We start from the raw sequence: 15,946 nt of genomic DNA, 5'->3' as shown, positions 1-15,946 counted from the left end.
TGACGGGCGCCCGGCGGCTGCTGGGCAAGCCCCAGAATATCGGCGCCCAGGGCTCGGCGACCCTGCGCTGGCGGCCGAGCCCGGTCGATGTGGTGAACGCCAACATTCAGGTCGCCCCGACCTGGAACCACCTCGACACCATCCAGGCCGAAGTGACCGGAACCGGCGCGCCGCGGAGCCTGCTGATCGGACGCTCAAACTTCGATCGCAACTACACCGCTGAACTGGGCGCCGACTGGGAACACCAGCTTGGCCCGGGACTTTCCACCAAATTGGTGACCCTGATCTCCAACGGCAGCGTCGATCAGGGCGACGTCTTCCAGATCCAGACTTTCCCGAACACGTTTCTGACCCGAACCCAGGACCGCACCACCCGCAACGGCGAGCGGATTGCGCGCGGCCGGATCAAATGGACGCTGAGCCCGGCGCACACGCTCGTGTTCGGCGGCGAAGGCGCGTTCAACTATCGCGACACCACCTTTGGCATCACCAACCAGCTGCGCGGCGGTCCCCTGGTGGTTGTGCCGTTGGCGGTCTCAAACGCCCGGGTCGAAGAGACCCGAGGCGAGGTGTTCGCCAGCGACATCTGGACGGTCTCACCCACGCTCACGCTGGAGTACGGATTGGCGGTCGAGGCCTCCCGTATCACCCAGACCGGCGATCAGCAGAAGGAGCGCAGCTTTCGCTATGTGAAGCCGCGCGCCACGGCCACCTGGGTGCTCGGACCAACCGGCACGCTGCGCGCCAGCCTGGTGCGCGATGTGGCCCAGCTGGATTTCGCCGAGTTCTCCAGCACGGTCGATTTCGTCAACGCCGCCAGCACTCAGGGCAACCCGAACCTCGTGCCCGAGAAGGCCTGGAAGGCGCGGTTGGAGTGGGAGGCGCGGCTTGCGCCACGCACCGCCTTGACCCTCACGGCTTTCGCCGACCGCGTCGACGATGTGCGAGACCTGGTGGACATCGCCGGCGCCGACGCCTTTGGAAACATCGGCCGAGGCAGCCGTCTCGGCCTTGAGGCCCGCGCCGCGACACCGTTGGCCTTCATCGGCCTGCCCAATGCCGAGCTCCGATTCAACGGGGTCTGGCAGCGCACGCGAGTGACCGACCCAATCACCGGCGAGAAGCGGTCGTTCTCGTCGCCATTGGAACGCCAGGGCACGCTGGCAGGATCGCCGACGCTGAATCTGGCCAACAAGGACTGGGCCTATGTGCTGAGCTTCCGCCAGAACGCCCCGGCGCTGCAGCTCTCCTGGGGCGGATCGTTGGTGGACTGGTCGGACCGTCAGGAATATCGGCGCGCCGAGGCCATCCGTTACGAGCGGCCCATGCCGCGGCTTGACCTGTTTATCGAGACGACCGCCATCAAGCCTGTGACGGCGCGGATCTTCGCCAACAACCTGCTCTCGCCGCGCGAAACCCGCACCCGGGAGTTCTTCCGTGGCAGCCGAGCCTCAGGCGCAATTGATCGCGTCGAGCTCCGTCGGGCGCTCGGTGGGCCGGAAGGCCTGCGGACCGTGGGGTTCCAGGTCTCAGGCCGCTTCTGAGGCGGCGCGACGCAGGAGAAGCTGCTCGGCGCAGGCGAAGGTGCGAGCGTTGTCCACGTCGATGGCATGGGCGCCGTCAGCCAGCACCACGGGCGCCACGCGTAACTTCAGACGGCGGGAGATTCGGGTGAAGGCGTCGCGCAGCGTCAGACGCCCGGCCAGCATCAGCGCCAGGTTGATGGGGCCCAACGCCAGGATCATGCGCAGTGGTTTCTTGGCGAACTGCCCACCTGACCGGAAGGTCTCCGCCGCCTTCAATGAGGTCGGCCCGGCGAGCGCGTAGAGATTGCAGTTGGAGTAGGCGTCGTCCGCGAACCGATAGAACCGGCGCTGACCGTCGGGGTGGGCCGCCAGCACCGCCGCCCGGGTGGCGAGCGCGACGGCGACGTCGGCGGATGCGAGCGCGGCCAGGGTTTCGCGCACTGCGCCGGGTGTGAGAAGCACATTGTCGGAGGTGGTGACCAGGATCGGCCCCGTCAGGCCGGCTGCGCCGGCATGCACGCTGTCGGCCAGGTTTCCGGAGGCGGGGATGTAGTCGATCGGCGGCCCGCCGCGCGGCAATGCGGTCCTCAGGCGCAGCTCCACGCCGGGCTCGGCGACAATGCGCAGGCGGATGAGCCCGGGCGTCGCGACGAGCGCCTCGGCGACATGGGCGATCAACGGCCGTCCGGCGATCGGGACCAGGCTCTTGTTGGCGACGTGCGCCGCCTCGGCCAGCGGGTCGACCGCGCCGGCGCGTTGTCCGGCCAGGATGATGGCGGTGAAGGTCTGCATCTCAGGCGGCGGCATTGTAGCGGCGGGCGAGCAGGCCCTGGCGATCCAGGCTCTCGACCAGGATCGTCTCGATCAGATCGGTGTGGCTCCAGCCCAGCCGCGAAGCGGCCAAGGCGATGGTCTTGCGGGACCAGAGGTTGCAGTTGAGGTTGACCTCCAGGAACAGGATTTCGCCAGTCCGAACATCCAGCCGAAACTCGAAGCGCCCGTAATCAAAGGGCGCGTACTCGCGGAACAAGCGGCGCGCGCGCGCTTCGGCCACCGCCGCCTGAGCCAGATCCTCCAGCGGCCGGATGGCGTAGGCCTGGGCCGGCGTCAGGTCGCGCTTTTCGGCATAGGTGCGAAGCGCGCCGGGGTCGGTCTGCTCAACCACGTGGGTAGGCAGGATCAGCGGCGCCCCGTCCCGGGTGACTACCGAGACCTCGATGTCGTGACCCATGATGAAGGGTTCCACCAGAGCGTCATGGCCCTCGTCATGTAGCCTCTGCACGGCGGCGCGCACGCTTGCCCAATCCCAGGCATCTGAGACGCCCCAGCTCGCCGAAGAGGCGTTGGGCTTGATCACATAGCGTGGCGCGCGGGGGCAGGACGCCGGATCCACCAAAGCGCCGCGCCGATAGACCGCCCAGGGCGCGGTCGGCACGCCCGCAGCCTGAGCGGCGCGCTTGGCCAGGTGCTTGTCGTCGGCCAGCCCGCGCAGGATCGGGCTGGCGCCCAGATAGGGCAGGCCCTGCCGCTCGCAGAGCAGGGGCAACAGCATTTCGGAGTTGAGGAAGCCGCCGCGGTTCAACAGTGGAAACACGAAGTCGCAGCGCGCCGGTTCAAACAGCACCCGGTAGTCGTCGGCGATCTCCAGTCGAACTGGGAGCGACTCAAGCGCAGCCCGCATCTCGCGATGATAGACCGCATGGGTGCCGTCTTGCGGGTGGCCGGCATCGCCCTCCCAGCGGGCGTGGCGGGCAATGAACAGCACGCTCAGGGTGTCGCGGAGTTCGGGCGGGATGCGTCGCGGGGCCGGCATGGGGCGCTCCTGGGCGGGCGTCGAAGTCCGCCTCCGGAGTTAGCGCGCCCCTGTGACGGGCCGACTAAGCTTTGGTGGCAAGATGATGAGCGATGAGCGCGCCATAGCGACCTTCGCCCAGGCCGCGCCGCGCCGCGCGTTGCGGCATCAGCACGCCGGGCTTCGAGTTGCCCTCAATCAGCACCGGGCCATCCTCCGTCAGGCCGATATCCCAGCCCACCAGCGTGTAGTCTGCGAACGCAACCGCATGCGCGCGCTCGGCGAGCGCCACGGCCGCGGGCCAGTCCGGCAGCGTCCGCCCCGCGATCTCCGCGCCCGTCGCAGGGTGGCGCACGCAGGGACCGCCGCCATAGCCCTTCCACGCCTCACCCAGTCGGCCCGACTTCAGCTCGACCGGGGCGATCAGCCCGCCGGCCTTCATGTTGTCGACCACGACCCCGTGCCCCGACGCGCAGCGGAACGTCGCGCTGACCGTCTCGGGCGTCCCGGTTTCGTCCAGAATGGTGACGACGCGGACCGTTGCCAGAGCGTCGAGCGCGAGATCGACAAGGCCGGGATGCGGCGCCAGCCAGGGCTGGATCAGGTGCATACCCGGGCCGCGCGCGAGCGCCGATGGGGCGCGAGCGATCAGATCGGCGGCGTTGCTAAAGGCTCCCAGGCGCCGCACGCCGTCACCGCCCTCACCGTCCGTCGGTTTGGTCACCAGCTCACGGCCCGCCGGGTCGGTCAGGACGTTGATCCGTCCGCCGCCGGCCAGCGCGACGGTTTCGGGCTGGGGCAGGGCGGCGTTCGCGCATCGCGCGGCGAACACCACCTTGTCGGCCAGCGCGCAGGCGCCGGACCAACCCAGGGGATTGAGAATCCGATTGAGCCCCGCATCCTCGAAGCGGCGGATGTAGCCGTCCATCGCCTCGGCGGTCTCGACGCCGAACAGCGCCAGGTCCTGCGGGTCCGCGAAGCGGGCGCGCGCGATGCGGATCGCGCGTCGGCGCCAGTCGTCGTTCAGCCCGAAGCGCCGGGCCACATTGCGGGCTCGCCAGGGGATCCAGACCAGGAAGGCCAGTCCCGCCACGGCGTCCAACGCCGCGCGCGCCGCCCCCCGCGTGGCGCCGCGGCGCCTATAGTGCGCCGCCAGGAACGTCCCGCTCACTGGCCGGACCACCCCGGGCCAAAGGGCGAAAGCCTTCTTCAGATAGTAGATGCGGTCATAGCCCACGCCCACAAATCTAGCGCGCCGGTGTGACAGTCCTCGGAAGGGCTTTTGAGCCCGGTCTCAGGCCGACAACTCAGCGTAGGCGCGGTCCAGGGCGGCCTCCAGCACCGTGGCGATCTCCTCGATCTCGTCCTCGGTGATCACGTAAGGCGGCGAGAGGCAGAGCGTGTCGCCCGCCACGCCGTCGGCGCAACCGATGCCGGCCACCACGATCACCCCGGCCTCTCGCGCGTAGCGCGTCACGGTGTCGGCCGCCTGTCGGGCGCGAGGATAGGGCGCGCGCGTCGCCTTGTCGGCCACCAGCTCGATTCCCCAGAGCAACCCGACGCCGCGCACCTCGCCCACCATCGGGTGGTCGGCCAAACGGCCGAGGCGCGCGCCCAATCTGTCGCCGATGGTTCGGGCGCGTTCGATCAAGCCCTCACGCTCGATGCGCGCCAGGACGGCGGCTCCAGCGGCGGCGATCACCGCATGGCCGGTGAAGGTCTCGCCATGCCGGAACACCGAGCCGGCTTCAGCGAAGCGCTTCGCCACCCGCTCGTGCACGAGGAGCGCGCCGATCGGCACGAACCCGCCGCCGATTCCCTTGGCCAGCGTGACGATATCGGGCTCCACGTCGTCGTGCTGGAATCCGAAGGCGAGGCCGGTTCGTCCGGCCCCGGTGATCACCTCGTCGATGATCATGAGCAGGCCGTGCCGGTCGCAGATCTCGCGGATGCGCTTGAGGTAGCCGGGCGGCGAGGAGAGGGCGCCGAGCGGCCCGCCGGATACGGGCTCGACGATCACGGCCGAAAGGTTGGCGGCGCCGATCCGCCGGATGGTCGTTTCAAGATCATCGGCGCAGGCCAAGCCGCAGCCGGGTTGGGCGAGGTTGAACGGGCAGCGATAGCAGTAGGGCGGCTCGATCTTGGGAGAGGGCGCGAAGTAGGGTTGAAAGTGTTCCCGCCGGGGCGCGTGGCCGGTGAGCGCCAGGGCGCCCAGACTGGAGCCGTGATAGCTGTTCCAGCGCGAGACCACCTGGATGCGAGCGCCCTCCCCACCGTTAAGGTGATGGACCCTGGCCATCTTGATCGCTGTTTCGGTGGCCTGGGATCCCGAAGTGCAGATCCAGGCCTTGGTATAGGCGCTCGGGGCCAGCGCCAGGAGGCGACGGGCGAAGTCCTGTTCGGCGTCGCTGGTGAACTCCGATGTCGGTGCGAAGGCGACCTCGGCGGCTTGGCGGGCCATGGCCTCGACCACGTCTGGCGCGCTGTGTCCGACGGTGATGACGAACACCCCGCCGGCGGCGTCAATGTAACGCTTGCCGGCCTCATCGAAGAGGCATGAGCCTTCGGCGCGCACGATCCGCGGATAGGCCTTGGTCGGATCCCGCCGCAGAATGGGATCGTGGTTGCGTCGTGTCGCGTCTTCCATGGCCGAGCCCCCCATCCGCGAGGATGACCGGCCCGACCGGAGGGCGCAATGCCGGGGTTGGATGTCAGCCCGGCGCGAGGGCGATGGCCGACACCTCGATCAGGAACGCCGGTGCGGCCAGCGCCGTGACGCCCACAGCGGTCCAGGCGGGAAACGGGTCTGAGATGTAACGCTGACGGGTCGCGATGAAGGCCGGCATGTGCTGGGCCATGTCGCCCACATGATAGCTGGTCAGGCTGATGATATCGGACATTTCCGCACCCGCCTCTGCGAGGACCAGTTTCAGACCATCGAACACATGGGTGAGCTGGGTTTCGAGGTCGGCCGGGACGTCTCCATTGGCCGGATCGCGTCCCACCTGGCCCGAGACATGGATCAGGCCGCCCGCCACGACGGCCGGGGCGAACTGCGACCGCTCGTAGGCGGCCCGCCTCGCTTGCGGGATGACGGGGGTCCATCGGCTCATGGCGGGTTTCTCCAGTTTGGGTGGTCGCGTCGGCGAAACCATAGCTCGTCAGGTTTGGCCAGGGGCGTTCAGCGCGGCGGCGGCTCGCGGTAGGCGGTTTCCGGCCCGATGAATGGATGGGTCGGATCTTCGCCGCCGGCGGCCGGGGCGGAGGGCGGCAGGACCCGGACCAGGATCAGCAGGCCCAGGATGGCGGCGCTGATCGAACCTGCATAGACACCGATCCGCACGGGCGCCGCCAAAGCCGGATCGTCGAACGCCAGGGCGCCGATGAACAGGCTCATGGTGAAGCCGACGCCGGCGACGGCGGCCACGCCCAGGACCTGGGCCAGGGTTCCCGGCAAGGGCGCGCGCATCGCCCGCGCCGCCGCCAGCACCGCAAGCGTTATCCCGACCGGCTTGCCGAGCGCCAGGCCCAGCGCCGTGCCGACGGCGACCGGATGACCCAAAGCGGTGATCAGCCCGGCTCCGAGCGGCGCGCCGGCGTTGGCCAGCGCGAAGATCGGCATGACTCCGTAAAGCACCCAGGGCCGCAGCCGGTGCTCAAGATCATGCAGCGGCGAACCGCCGGTCCGGTCGCGCAGAGGAATCACCGCGGCGGCCAGCACGCCCGCCAGGGTCGGATTCACCCCGGAATTCTGCATCGCCACCCAGAGCGGCAGGGCCAGCACCGCATATGGCCACATCGAGCGCACGCCCAGCCGATTGAGCCCGAACAATGCCGCGAACGCCGCCGCCGCCCAGCCCAGCCAGACGCCGCTGATCGCGCCGGTGTAGGCGAAGGCGACGATCAAGATCGCGCCCAGGTCGTCGATTACGGCCACGGCCAGCAGGAACGCCTTCAGCGCCGCCGGCACCCGAGGCCCCAGCAGCGCCAGCACGCCCAGTGCGAATGCGATGTCGGTGGCGGCGGGGATCGCCCACCCTTGAGCGAAGCCGTCGCCCGCCGCCCCAAGGTAGATCAACGCCGGAAGCGCCATGCCGCCAACCGCGCCTGCGGCCGGCAAGATCGCGGCGGTCGGCTTGGACAGCGCGCCCTCCAGGAGTTCGCGTTTCAACTCCAGGCCGGCATAGAAGAAGAAGATCGCCATCAGGCCGTTCTTCACCCAGCCGGAGAGCGGAAGGGTGATGGCCGCCGCGCCGAACCCTGCGGACAGGTCGGTCTTGAGCAGCGCCTGTTGCGCCGGGCCCAGCGCCGAGTTGGCGATCAGCATCGCCACGGCTGCTGCGCCGAGCAGCGCCAGGCCGGGCCAGGCCTCGGCGGGGATACGCTTGAACACGCTGGGCATGGCGCTATCGCCCGTCCAGCGAGGCGCCGACCCGGCGGGTCGGTGTGTCGAACAGGCCGCGCCCCGGAACGTGGTTGACCTCCAGGCGCACGCCGTCCGGGTCCTCGAACAACACGGCGTAGTAGCCGGGCGCCCAGGGCTCATCCTGCGGCGGATGGACGATTCGGGCCCCCATCTCGATCAGCAGAGCGTGGACGTCGTCGACATCCTCCCGCGACCGCGCCCGCCAGCAGTGGTGGTGCAGCCCGACGCGGAACTGCACGAACCGCGCGCCGCGATGCTCCGGGTCGGGCCGTCGGATCCCAAAACCCGTGCGCCCGCCGACGCAGTAATAGGTGTCGGGGCTGTCGGCGACCTCGCTCATCCCCAGGAATGGAAGCAGGCGGCGGTAGAAGGCGACCGACGCTTCGAAGTCTCCTGCGGTGATGAAGGTGTGGGCGACGCCGTTGACTTCGATCATCCGTGTCCGCTCTTGCCACTGCGCGCGGCCAGCCAGTCCATCGCCGCCAGCAGGACGCCGGAGATCACGAACACCAGGTGGATGCCCACCAGCCAGGCCAGCTGACGATCGGAGATGTCCTTCCCCTCGGCGAGTTCCATGAAGGCCTTCAGGAGCGCGATCGCGCTGATCGCTACGATCGAGGCGACCAGTTTCAGCTTGAGCCCCGAGAAGTCGACCGTGCCCATCCAGCCGGGGCGGTCCTCGTCGTCGCCGGTGTCGATCTTGGAGACGAAGTTCTCGTAGCCGGAAAAGATCACGATCAGCAGAAGGTTGCCCGCCAGCGACAGGTCGATCAGCGTCAGCGCCATCAGGATCGCCTCTTCGGGCGACATGGAACCCAGCTGCGACAGATCCTTGATCGCCGCCTGCACGAACACGACGAACAGCGCCGCCAGGGCCAGGATCAACCCCACATAGAAGGGCGCCATCAGCCAGCGGGATCGGAAAATCCAGAGCTCCAGATGGCGCTCGATAAGGGGTTTGGGTTTGGAGTGGCTCATGACCCAGGAATAATCCGGGACACAGCTCGTTCGCTATCGGAACCGGATGCCGAGCGCCGAAATCAGCTCAGACATGGTGTGCTGGCCGTCCCAGAGCTCGGCCTTCCAGCCGGCCGCGCGGGCGGCTTCGATGTTGGCGGCGGTGTCGTCGATCAGCAGATGCCCCTCCGGCGGTCGTCCTGTGCGAATCTCGACGGCGCGGTAGAAACGGGGCTCGGACTTCATCGCCCCGATGTCGGCGGCGTAGTCGATGGCGTCGAAGCGACTCCTGAGACCGAGATCGTTCCAGAGGTATGCGGCGCGTTCGTGCTCCTGGATGGTGGCCAACCGCATGGCCCAACCCTGCGAACGCGCTTTCGCGAGATCCTCCAGCAGCGCCACGTCGAGAACGGCGTCCTTGGCGAACCAGTAGTTGATCAGGGCGTCGGCGGAGACGCCCGGGGCGTGTTCGGCCAACATCGGTTCCAGCCGTTCGCGCAAGGCCGCCCGGCCCAGCGCGATATCGCGCCAGTGCGGCCGAAAGAAATGAGCGTCCAGCGTCGCCCGGGCGACGCCGAGATCCGCCTCCAGATTCGCCGCCCAGCCTCCGGGCGGGCCGTGCACGATCACACCATCGACATCGATCATCAGGATCGGGCGTGCGATCAAACCAGCCCCTTAAGCCGATAGAGCGCGTCCAGCGCCTCACGGGGGCTCATGCCGTCGGGGTCGAGGGCGGCGAGCGCCTCCTCCGCCCGGCTGGGGCCGAAACGGGCGGCGGGTTCGGCGACGGCGGCGAAGAGGGGCAGATCGTCGAGATTGGCGGGGCCGGAAGCCTCCCGTTCCAGCCGTTCCAGCACCTGTCGGGCGCGGGCGACGACGCCGGCCGGTACGCCCGCCAGCTTGGCCACCTGCACGCCATAGGACCGGTCGGCCGGGCCGGGCGCGGCCTCGTGCAGGAAGATGAGGTCTCCGTTCCACTCCTTGGCCCTGAGGCTGAGGTTGGCGACATAGGCCAGCCGGTCCTCCAGCACCGAAAGCTCATGATAGTGGGTGGCGAACAGCGCCCGACAGCGGTTGGTCTCGTGCAGCGCCTCGACGCAGGCCCAGGCGATCGCCAGGCCGTCGTAGGTGGCGGTGCCGCGTCCGATCTCGTCCAGGATCACCAGGCTTCGCGGCGTCGCCTGGGTCAGGATGGCGGCGGTTTCGACCATCTCGGTCATGAAGGTGGAGCGGCCGCGCGCCAGGTCGTCGCCCGCGCCGACACGGCTGAAGAGGCGATCCACCACGCCGAGTCGCAGCCGCTTGGCCGGTACATAACAGCCGGCCTGGGCCAGCACCGCCAGCAGCGCGTTCTGGCGCAGGAAGGTGGACTTCCCCGCCATGTTGGGCCCGGTGACGATGGCGAGCCTGGGTCCGCCGACGCCCTGGCCGTCGAGGCGGCAGTCGTTGGGGGTGAAGGCCTCTCCGGCGCGGGTCACCGCCGCCTCGACCACCGGATGGCGCGCGGCCTCGGCTTCGAAGGCGGTGGAGCGGTCGATCAGCGGGCGGCTCGCGCCCACATCGTCGGCCCATTCGGCGACGCCCAGCGCCACGTCGAGCGTGGCGGCGGCGCGAGCGGCTGACTGGATCGAGGGCGCGGCGGCGGTCACCACCGCGCGCCAGGCCTCGAAGGTCTCCAGTTCGATGGCCAGGGCGCGTTCGCCCGCCTGGGCGATGCGGGCGTCGAGCTCGGCCAGCTCGACGGTGGTGAAGCGCACCTGGTTGGCCATGGTCTGGCGGTGGATGAAGGTGGCGTTGAGCGGCGGCTTCATCAGCGGCTCGGCGGCCTTCGCCGTGGTCTCCACGAAGTAGCCGAGCACGGCGTTGTGGCGAATCTTCAGCGCAACGCCGCTTTCGCCGGCCAGCCGCGCTTCCAGCGCCGCGACCACCCGGCGGCTGTCGTCGCGAAGCGCGCGGGCCTGATCGAGCTCGGGCCGCACGCCGGCCGCCACGAATCCGCCGTCACGGGCCAGAACGGGGAGGTCCGTCGCGAGGCCCTGGGCCAGCAGTTCACTGAGGGCCGAAAGGTCGGCTGACGCGGCGATGTCGAGGGCGACGGCGGCCTGCGCGATCTCGGCCGGCGGAGGATCGAGCGCGCCGCCGCCGCCGATCAGGGCGGAGAGCCGGCCCGCGACCTCCAGTCCATCGCGCAGGGCGCCCAGATCACGCGGACCGCCGCGGCCGAGCGCCAGGCGGGCCAACGCGCGAGCCATGTCCGGCATGGCGCGCAGGGCCTCGCGGAGGTCGCGCCGTTCCGCCCTGCGGGTCAGACGCCAGGCCACTGCGTCGAGACGGGCTTCGATAGCGGCGGGGTCGAGCAGGGGTCGTGCGAGCCGCGCGGCCAGAAGCCGGGCGCCGGGCGCGGTGACGGTGCGATCGATGGCGGCCAGCAGGGAGCCGTCCCGGGCCCCGGAGGTGGCGCGCTCGATCTCCAGGCTGGCGCGGGTGGCCGGGTCTATGGCCATGACGTCGGCTTCGCCCGCTCGGCGCGGGGCGGAAAGGGCCGGCATGCGCCCGGCCTGTGTGGTCTCCAGATGCGCTGCGATCAGACCCAGCGCAGAGATTTCCGCGCCGGAAAACTTGCCGAAGCCGTCCAGCGTCTCGACGCCGTAAAGCCGCTTGAGCCGCGCCTCCGAGGCCCCCGGCTCGGCCATCGCCGAGGGCAGCGGCTGGACGAACCCGCCGGCGGATTTGAGCGCGGCCGAGATGTCCGCATCGGCGAACAGACGATCCGGAACCAGGATTTCCGAGGGCCCCAGCGCGGCCAGGGCCGAGGCCAGACCCTGGACGGTGGTCGCCAGGCATTCCACCTCGCCGGTGGAGAGCTCGACCGAGGCCACCGCTGCGCCGCCGGCCCGCGCGGCGACGGCCGCCAACCGGTTCGCCCCCCGCGCATCGAGCAGCCCGTCCTCGGTCAGGGTGCCCGGCGTGACCACGCGAACCACATCGCGGCGGACCACGGCCTTGGAACCCCGTTTCCTCGCTTCGGCAGGATCCTCCAGCTGGTCGCAGACGGCCACCTTGAAGCCGGCGCGGATCAGCTTGGCGAGATAAGCCTCCATGGCGTGGGCCGGCACGCCCGCCATGGGGATCGGCTGGCCGCCGTGCTGGCCGCGCGCGGTCAGGGTGATGCCTAAGGTCGCTGCGGCCTTCTGGGCGTCCTCGAAGAACAATTCATAGAAGTCGCCCATGCGGAAGAACACCAGGGCGTCGGGCTGTCGCGCCTTGGCCTCGAAGAACTGGGCCATCACCGGTGTCGCGCCGGCGGAGTCGGGGGGCGGAGCGGGGGCCTGGGCGTTCATCGGAAGCCGCCACGGTAGTGAACACGGCACGCGCCCGCACCCCTTGAACGGCGCGGGCGCTGCGCCAAGCTGTGGATGAATGGCGCGGGATCGGGTCCAGGCTGGCGGTGTGGTGTTTCCGTCCGGCCCATCGGACGCTGAGGCGCTGGGCCGCATTCATGCGGCCGCGTGGCGCCAGACCTATCCGGGATTATCGCCTCGGGCCTGTCTGGCCCGGATGTCGCCATAACGGCATGCACGTCGAGTCACTCTAGGTCCGAGCAAACCTCAACCGAGCGGCGTTACCTCAGCGCCGGCCGGCGATAGGTCGGCCCGTCGCGTCTACGAATGCCTCGACGGGGTGGCCGAGCCCGAGCGGAGAGAGCCCGGGCCCGGCGGCGCCGCCGTCTTTGAAGTCGCCTATCGCGGGCCGGACATCGCCGGCCGTACGGGAGGCTGAGTCGGATCAGATCCGCGCGCTGACGCCCAGCCGGCGGGCCGGACGGTCGTCGCGGGGCGTGCGGAATTCGGTGAGCGCGGCGTCCAGGCGCTCAAGCTCGGCGGCCAGCGTCTCACGACGCTGTTCGAGCTTACGCACGGCGCACTCCCGGCCGCGGCCGTCGTCGTCCTCGGCGTGCAGCACATCCTCGATATCGGGCAGGGAGACGCCGGCCTTGCGCAGGCGCGAGATCCACTCCAGCCGCCGCCGTGCGACGGGATCGTAGAAGCGGGCGTTCAGCCGGTCGCGGCGGGCTTCGACCAGGCCCTTTTCTTCGTAGAACCGCAAAGCCCGAGCGGTGAGCCCGAACAGACGCATGGCGCCGGCCATGCCGAGGCGGGGGAGGTGATGGATGCTGTCGGCGTTCATGATCGAGGTCCGCGTTCCCGTTTCTAGAGCGTTCCCATTGTGCCTTTCTCCGAGGCGACCCTCACAGGACGGCGGAATTGCGGCGTGCCGGCCCAGGGGGCGCCGCTCGGTGAGGCGCGGCCCGCAACAAGCGTGGTTTTCCCTCTATGCTCAACCAAGTTCGTGCGAAGACTTGACTCCAGTCCGCGCCTGGTTTGTGAAATTGCAAAATGCGCTACAAGCTTTTCGTCGGCCCGAAGGTGCGCGCGCTCCGACAGCGGCGAGGGTGGCGACTTGAAACCTGCGCCCGCGAACTGGGCATTTCGGTCAGCTACCTCTCGCAGATCGAGGCCAACCAGCGCCCCGTCACTGACCGGGTGTTGATGGGCCTGATCGAGACGTTCGGCGCGCCGGTCGAGATGTTCGAGGCCGACGACGGCCAACGCCTTGTGGCGGACCTGCGTGAGGCTATCGCCGATACGGGCGATCCGATCCCGCTCTCGGAACTGCGCCAACTCGCCCAGCAGGCGCCCTCCGTTGCGCGGCGGTTTCTGGACCTGCACCGCGCCAACCACCGGCTGTCGGAACGGCTGAAGCTGACCGAGGAGGCGGTGTCGCTCGACGAGGCCACGGCGGCCAGCTCGCTGCTGCCCTACGAAGAGGTGCGGGACTTCTTCCACTTCAAGGACAACTACATCGACAGCCTCGACCGCGCGGCGGAGGACCTGGCTCAGGAAATCGGACTGGATTCAGCGGCGCCGGCCGATGTCCTGCTGGAGATGTACCTGCGGGAACGGCTGGGAATCCGGGTCCGGCAGGCGGCGCTGGGCGACACGATGCGGCGCTTCGATCCTGTCACCCATGAGCTCTGGATCAACGCCAGCCAGCCTGCCGCGACGCGCATCTTCCAGATGGCCTTCCACGTTGCGATGGCCAACCTGGCCGACATCGTGGAACGCGAACTGGATCAAGCGGGCTTCAAGAGCTCCGAGGCCGTGGACGTCTGCCGCGTGGGCCTGGGCAACTATGCGGCGGGCGCGCTGCTTACGCCCTATCGCCGGTTCGCGGCGGAGGCGCGCCGCCTGGGCCATGACGTGGAGCAACTCGCGGCCTTGTTCGGCGCGAGCCTGGAACAGGTCTGCCACCGGCTCTCCACCCTGCAGCGCCCTGGTCATCGGGGCGTGCCGTTCTACTTCGTGCGGCTGGATTACGCCGGCAACATCACCAAGCGCCACAGCGCGACCCGTTTCCGGTTCGCCCGTTTCGGCGGGGCCTGTCCGCTGTGGAATGTGCATGATGCGGTGGCGTCGCCCGACCGGTTCCTGGTGCAAGTGGCGGCCATGCCCGACGGCGTGCGGTATCTTTGCGTGGCCCGCGCGGTGGTGAAGCGTTCGGAGAGCTACCTGACGCCGGACCGCCGCTATGTGCTGGGCTTCGGATGCGAAATCGAGCACGCCCACGAGCTGGTCTATTCACAGGGGTTGGATCTCAAGGGGCCGGCCCAGCCTATCGGCAGCAGCTGCCGAATCTGCGAGCGCGACGACTGCGCCCAGCGCGCTTTCCCGCCGGTCGATCGGCGCCTGAGCGTGCCGCAGCACGAGCGGCGAACGGTGCCGTTCCGATTGGGCGGGTAGTCGAGGCTCAGATCCAGTCCAGGCCGAGCCCTCCACAAAGCGCTTCGGGCGTCACGCCGGCGGCGCGCAGACTGGCGAGGGTTTCGGACTGTTCGCGCTTGGCCAGACGCTTGCCGTTCGCCCCCAGGATCAACGGGTGGTGCCGATAGATCACAGGCGGCAGGCCGAGCAGCGCCTGTAGCAGTCGTTGGATATGGGCGGCCTCGGCCAGATCCTCGCCCCGGATCACATGGGTGATCCCCTGAAGGGCGTCATCGTGCACGCAGGCCAGGTGATAGGCGGCAGGCGCATCTTTCCGCGAAAGCGCGATGTCGCCGGCGGTCTCAGGCCGGGCGGGCCGCACGATGAGGTCGCCGTTCGGATCGATCACGGTGATTGTCAGGTCATCGAAGCCCCCGAGCGTGCGATGGCAGGCGTCGATCGAGAGCCGCCAGGCGAAGGGCGCGCCTTCAGCGAGTCGCCGGTCCTCTTCGCGGGGATCCAGCGGGCCGCCTCTTGGCGCCGCGACAGGCCCGTGCGGGGCGGCGGCGAGGTCCGAGGTCAGCTCGGCCCGGGTTCGGAAGCAGCGGTAGAGCAGGCCGCGCGCGCGCAGCGTCGCAAGGGCGGCAGCGTAGTCGGCGATGTGTTCGGACTGGCGCCGGACCGGCTTTGGCCATTGCAGGCCGAGCCAGGCGAGGTCTTCAAAGATCGCGGCCTCGAACTCAGGGCGGCAGCGCCCAGCGTCGAGATCCTCAATGCGCAGGATGAACATCCCGCTGGCGGCACGGGCGGCGCCGGCGGCGATCAGGGCGGAATAGGCGTGGCCGCGATGCAGCCGGCCGGTCGGCGAGGGCGCGAAACGCGTGACGAACATCTGCGGTCCGTCGGGATGGGGTCAGCGGGCGTGCGGCTTGGGGAACAGGCCCATCTGATTGAGCACCGCTTCCAGAAACGGCCGCTCGCCGCCCAGCTCGTCCTTGAGGTGATCGAACTGGCGGAAACCCGCCATTTCGGCGAGGCCGTGCGAGCCGCACCAGGCCGCAACGCTGGCCAGTTCGAGCCCCAGCGCGTCGTTGGGGTCGGCGCCGTGCTCGACCAGCGTGTCGCGCACCATGCAGTAGGCGCTGTCCTTGTTGTCCTGCACCTCGGCGGGGAGTTCGTCCTTGTCGCGGGAGCAGTCATACATCACCCGGTAGAGGGCCGGGTGCTCGCGCGCGAAGAGCACATAGGCGATGCCGAGCGCGGTCAGCTGTTCCAGGCCCTCGGTGGCGCGCTTGGCTGCGGCCATCTGCACGCCGAGGATGTCCCAGCCTTCCTGAGCGACGGCGTCGAGCAACTCGGCCTTGTCCTTGAAGTGATGATAGGGAGCGGCAGGACTCACGCCCGCTTCCCGCGCCACGGCCCTCAGCGAGAGCGCAGACGGGCCCTCGGCCTCCAGCAGCCTTCGGGCGGCTTCCACCAG

At 69.4% G+C, this 15,946-nt stretch carries 15 protein-coding genes; 2 read left to right on the top strand and 13 right to left on the bottom strand.

The window, feature by feature from the left end:
- A partial coding sequence (locus tag ACIQ3R_RS07280) for a TonB-dependent receptor plug domain-containing protein (protein ID WP_397416799.1) occupies positions 1-1,544 on the top strand: 1,544 nt, incomplete at its 5' end.
- Here ACIQ3R_RS07280 and ACIQ3R_RS07275 read toward each other — a convergent pair.
- From ACIQ3R_RS07275 to ACIQ3R_RS07225, 11 genes are all read right to left on the bottom strand, one after another.
- Positions 1,530-2,333: an NTP transferase domain-containing protein gene (locus ACIQ3R_RS07275; RefSeq protein WP_397416797.1), complete on the bottom strand. Its 804-nt coding sequence runs from the start codon at positions 2,331-2,333 to the stop codon at positions 1,530-1,532. The two genes, ACIQ3R_RS07280 and ACIQ3R_RS07275, sit on opposite strands and share 15 nt — an antisense overlap.
- On the bottom strand, positions 2,320-3,339 hold the full coding sequence (locus ACIQ3R_RS07270) for a hypothetical protein (protein ID WP_397416795.1): 1,020 nt from the start codon (positions 3,337-3,339) through the stop codon (positions 2,320-2,322). The genes ACIQ3R_RS07275 and ACIQ3R_RS07270 overlap by 14 nt, the downstream gene beginning before the upstream one ends.
- A 64-nt stretch (positions 3,340-3,403) precedes the next feature.
- Positions 3,404-4,555 (bottom strand): sugar-transfer associated ATP-grasp domain-containing protein, encoded by a 1,152-nt coding sequence (locus tag ACIQ3R_RS07265; protein ID WP_397416793.1) that lies wholly within the window; start codon positions 4,553-4,555, stop codon positions 3,404-3,406.
- Positions 4,556-4,612: 57 nt separating this feature from the next.
- The gene (locus tag ACIQ3R_RS07260) at positions 4,613-5,965 is read right to left on the bottom strand and encodes an aspartate aminotransferase family protein (RefSeq protein ID WP_397416790.1); all 1,353 of its coding nucleotides are present in this window, start codon (positions 5,963-5,965) and stop codon (positions 4,613-4,615) included.
- 64 nt (positions 5,966-6,029) lie between these two features.
- Positions 6,030-6,431: a RidA family protein gene (locus ACIQ3R_RS07255; RefSeq protein WP_397416788.1), complete on the bottom strand. Its 402-nt coding sequence runs from the start codon at positions 6,429-6,431 to the stop codon at positions 6,030-6,032.
- 68 nt (positions 6,432-6,499) lie between these two features.
- Positions 6,500-7,720: a Na+/H+ antiporter NhaA gene (gene nhaA / locus ACIQ3R_RS07250; protein WP_397416786.1), complete on the bottom strand. Its 1,221-nt coding sequence runs from the start codon at positions 7,718-7,720 to the stop codon at positions 6,500-6,502.
- A 4-nt stretch (positions 7,721-7,724) separates the two neighbouring features.
- Complete coding sequence (locus ACIQ3R_RS07245; RefSeq protein WP_397416784.1) at positions 7,725-8,180, bottom strand: VOC family protein; 456 nt, start codon at positions 8,178-8,180, stop codon at positions 7,725-7,727.
- Positions 8,177-8,722 carry a TIGR00645 family protein gene (locus ACIQ3R_RS07240; RefSeq protein ID WP_397416782.1) on the bottom strand — a complete coding sequence of 182 codons (546 nt, stop codon included), beginning with the start codon at positions 8,720-8,722 and terminating at the stop codon, positions 8,177-8,179. The genes ACIQ3R_RS07245 and ACIQ3R_RS07240 overlap by 4 nt, the downstream gene beginning before the upstream one ends.
- Before the next feature lie 33 nt (positions 8,723-8,755).
- Positions 8,756-9,370 carry an HAD-IA family hydrolase gene (locus ACIQ3R_RS07235; RefSeq protein WP_397416779.1) on the bottom strand — a complete coding sequence of 205 codons (615 nt, stop codon included), beginning with the start codon at positions 9,368-9,370 and terminating at the stop codon, positions 8,756-8,758.
- Positions 9,367-12,045, bottom strand: coding sequence for a DNA mismatch repair protein MutS (gene mutS / locus ACIQ3R_RS07230; protein WP_397416776.1), 2,679 nt, complete (start codon positions 12,043-12,045; stop codon positions 9,367-9,369). Before mutS ends, ACIQ3R_RS07235 begins: the two co-directional genes overlap by 4 nt.
- Before the next feature lie 445 nt (positions 12,046-12,490).
- Positions 12,491-12,892, bottom strand: coding sequence for a MerR family transcriptional regulator (locus ACIQ3R_RS07225; RefSeq protein ID WP_397416773.1), 402 nt, complete (start codon positions 12,890-12,892; stop codon positions 12,491-12,493).
- A gap of 209 nt (positions 12,893-13,101) precedes the next feature.
- Here ACIQ3R_RS07225 and ACIQ3R_RS07220 point away from each other — a divergent pair, with 209 nt between their 5' ends.
- Positions 13,102-14,505, top strand: coding sequence for a short-chain fatty acyl-CoA regulator family protein (locus tag ACIQ3R_RS07220; RefSeq protein ID WP_397416770.1), 1,404 nt, complete (start codon positions 13,102-13,104; stop codon positions 14,503-14,505).
- A 7-nt stretch (positions 14,506-14,512) separates the two neighbouring features.
- Here ACIQ3R_RS07220 and gluQRS read toward each other — a convergent pair whose 3' ends face one another.
- Together gluQRS and ACIQ3R_RS07210 are read right to left on the bottom strand one after the other, a co-directional pair.
- Entirely contained in the window at positions 14,513-15,358 is an 846-nt protein-coding gene (gene gluQRS / locus ACIQ3R_RS07215; RefSeq protein WP_397416767.1) for a tRNA glutamyl-Q(34) synthetase GluQRS, read from the bottom strand.
- A gap of 21 nt (positions 15,359-15,379) precedes the next feature.
- Positions 15,380-15,946 (bottom strand): TetR/AcrR family transcriptional regulator (locus ACIQ3R_RS07210; RefSeq protein ID WP_397416764.1); only part of this gene is annotated, 567 nt, incomplete at its 5' end.

Source organism: Phenylobacterium sp. (assembly GCF_044371015.1).
Taxonomy (GTDB): Bacteria; Pseudomonadota; Alphaproteobacteria; order Caulobacterales; family Caulobacteraceae; genus Phenylobacterium.
The sequence above is the reverse complement of the archived record's forward strand: the minus strand, read 5'-3'. Positions and strand labels throughout refer to the sequence as shown.

Excerpts from the sequence above, each read along its gene's own strand:
- ACIQ3R_RS07275 (WP_397416797.1), bottom strand. The coding sequence starts at position 2,333 with ATGCCGCCGCCTGAGATGCAGACCTTCACCGCCATCATCCTGGCCGGA.
- ACIQ3R_RS07270 (WP_397416795.1), bottom strand. The coding sequence starts at position 3,339 with ATGCCGGCCCCGCGACGCATCCCGCCCGAACTCCGCGACACCCTGAGC.
- ACIQ3R_RS07260 (WP_397416790.1), bottom strand. The coding sequence starts at position 5,965 with ATGGAAGACGCGACACGACGCAACCACGATCCCATTCTGCGGCGGGAT.
- ACIQ3R_RS07255 (WP_397416788.1), bottom strand. The coding sequence starts at position 6,431 with ATGAGCCGATGGACCCCCGTCATCCCGCAAGCGAGGCGGGCCGCCTAC.
- nhaA (WP_397416786.1), bottom strand. The coding sequence starts at position 7,720 with ATGCCCAGCGTGTTCAAGCGTATCCCCGCCGAGGCCTGGCCCGGCCTG.
- ACIQ3R_RS07245 (WP_397416784.1), bottom strand. The coding sequence starts at position 8,180 with ATGATCGAAGTCAACGGCGTCGCCCACACCTTCATCACCGCAGGAGAC.
- ACIQ3R_RS07240 (WP_397416782.1), bottom strand. The coding sequence starts at position 8,722 with ATGAGCCACTCCAAACCCAAACCCCTTATCGAGCGCCATCTGGAGCTC.
- mutS (WP_397416776.1), bottom strand. The coding sequence starts at position 12,045 with ATGAACGCCCAGGCCCCCGCTCCGCCCCCCGACTCCGCCGGCGCGACA.
- ACIQ3R_RS07225 (WP_397416773.1), bottom strand. The coding sequence starts at position 12,892 with ATGAACGCCGACAGCATCCATCACCTCCCCCGCCTCGGCATGGCCGGC.
- ACIQ3R_RS07220 (WP_397416770.1), top strand. The coding sequence starts at position 13,102 with ATGCGCTACAAGCTTTTCGTCGGCCCGAAGGTGCGCGCGCTCCGACAG.
- gluQRS (WP_397416767.1), bottom strand. The coding sequence starts at position 15,358 with ATGTTCGTCACGCGTTTCGCGCCCTCGCCGACCGGCCGGCTGCATCGC.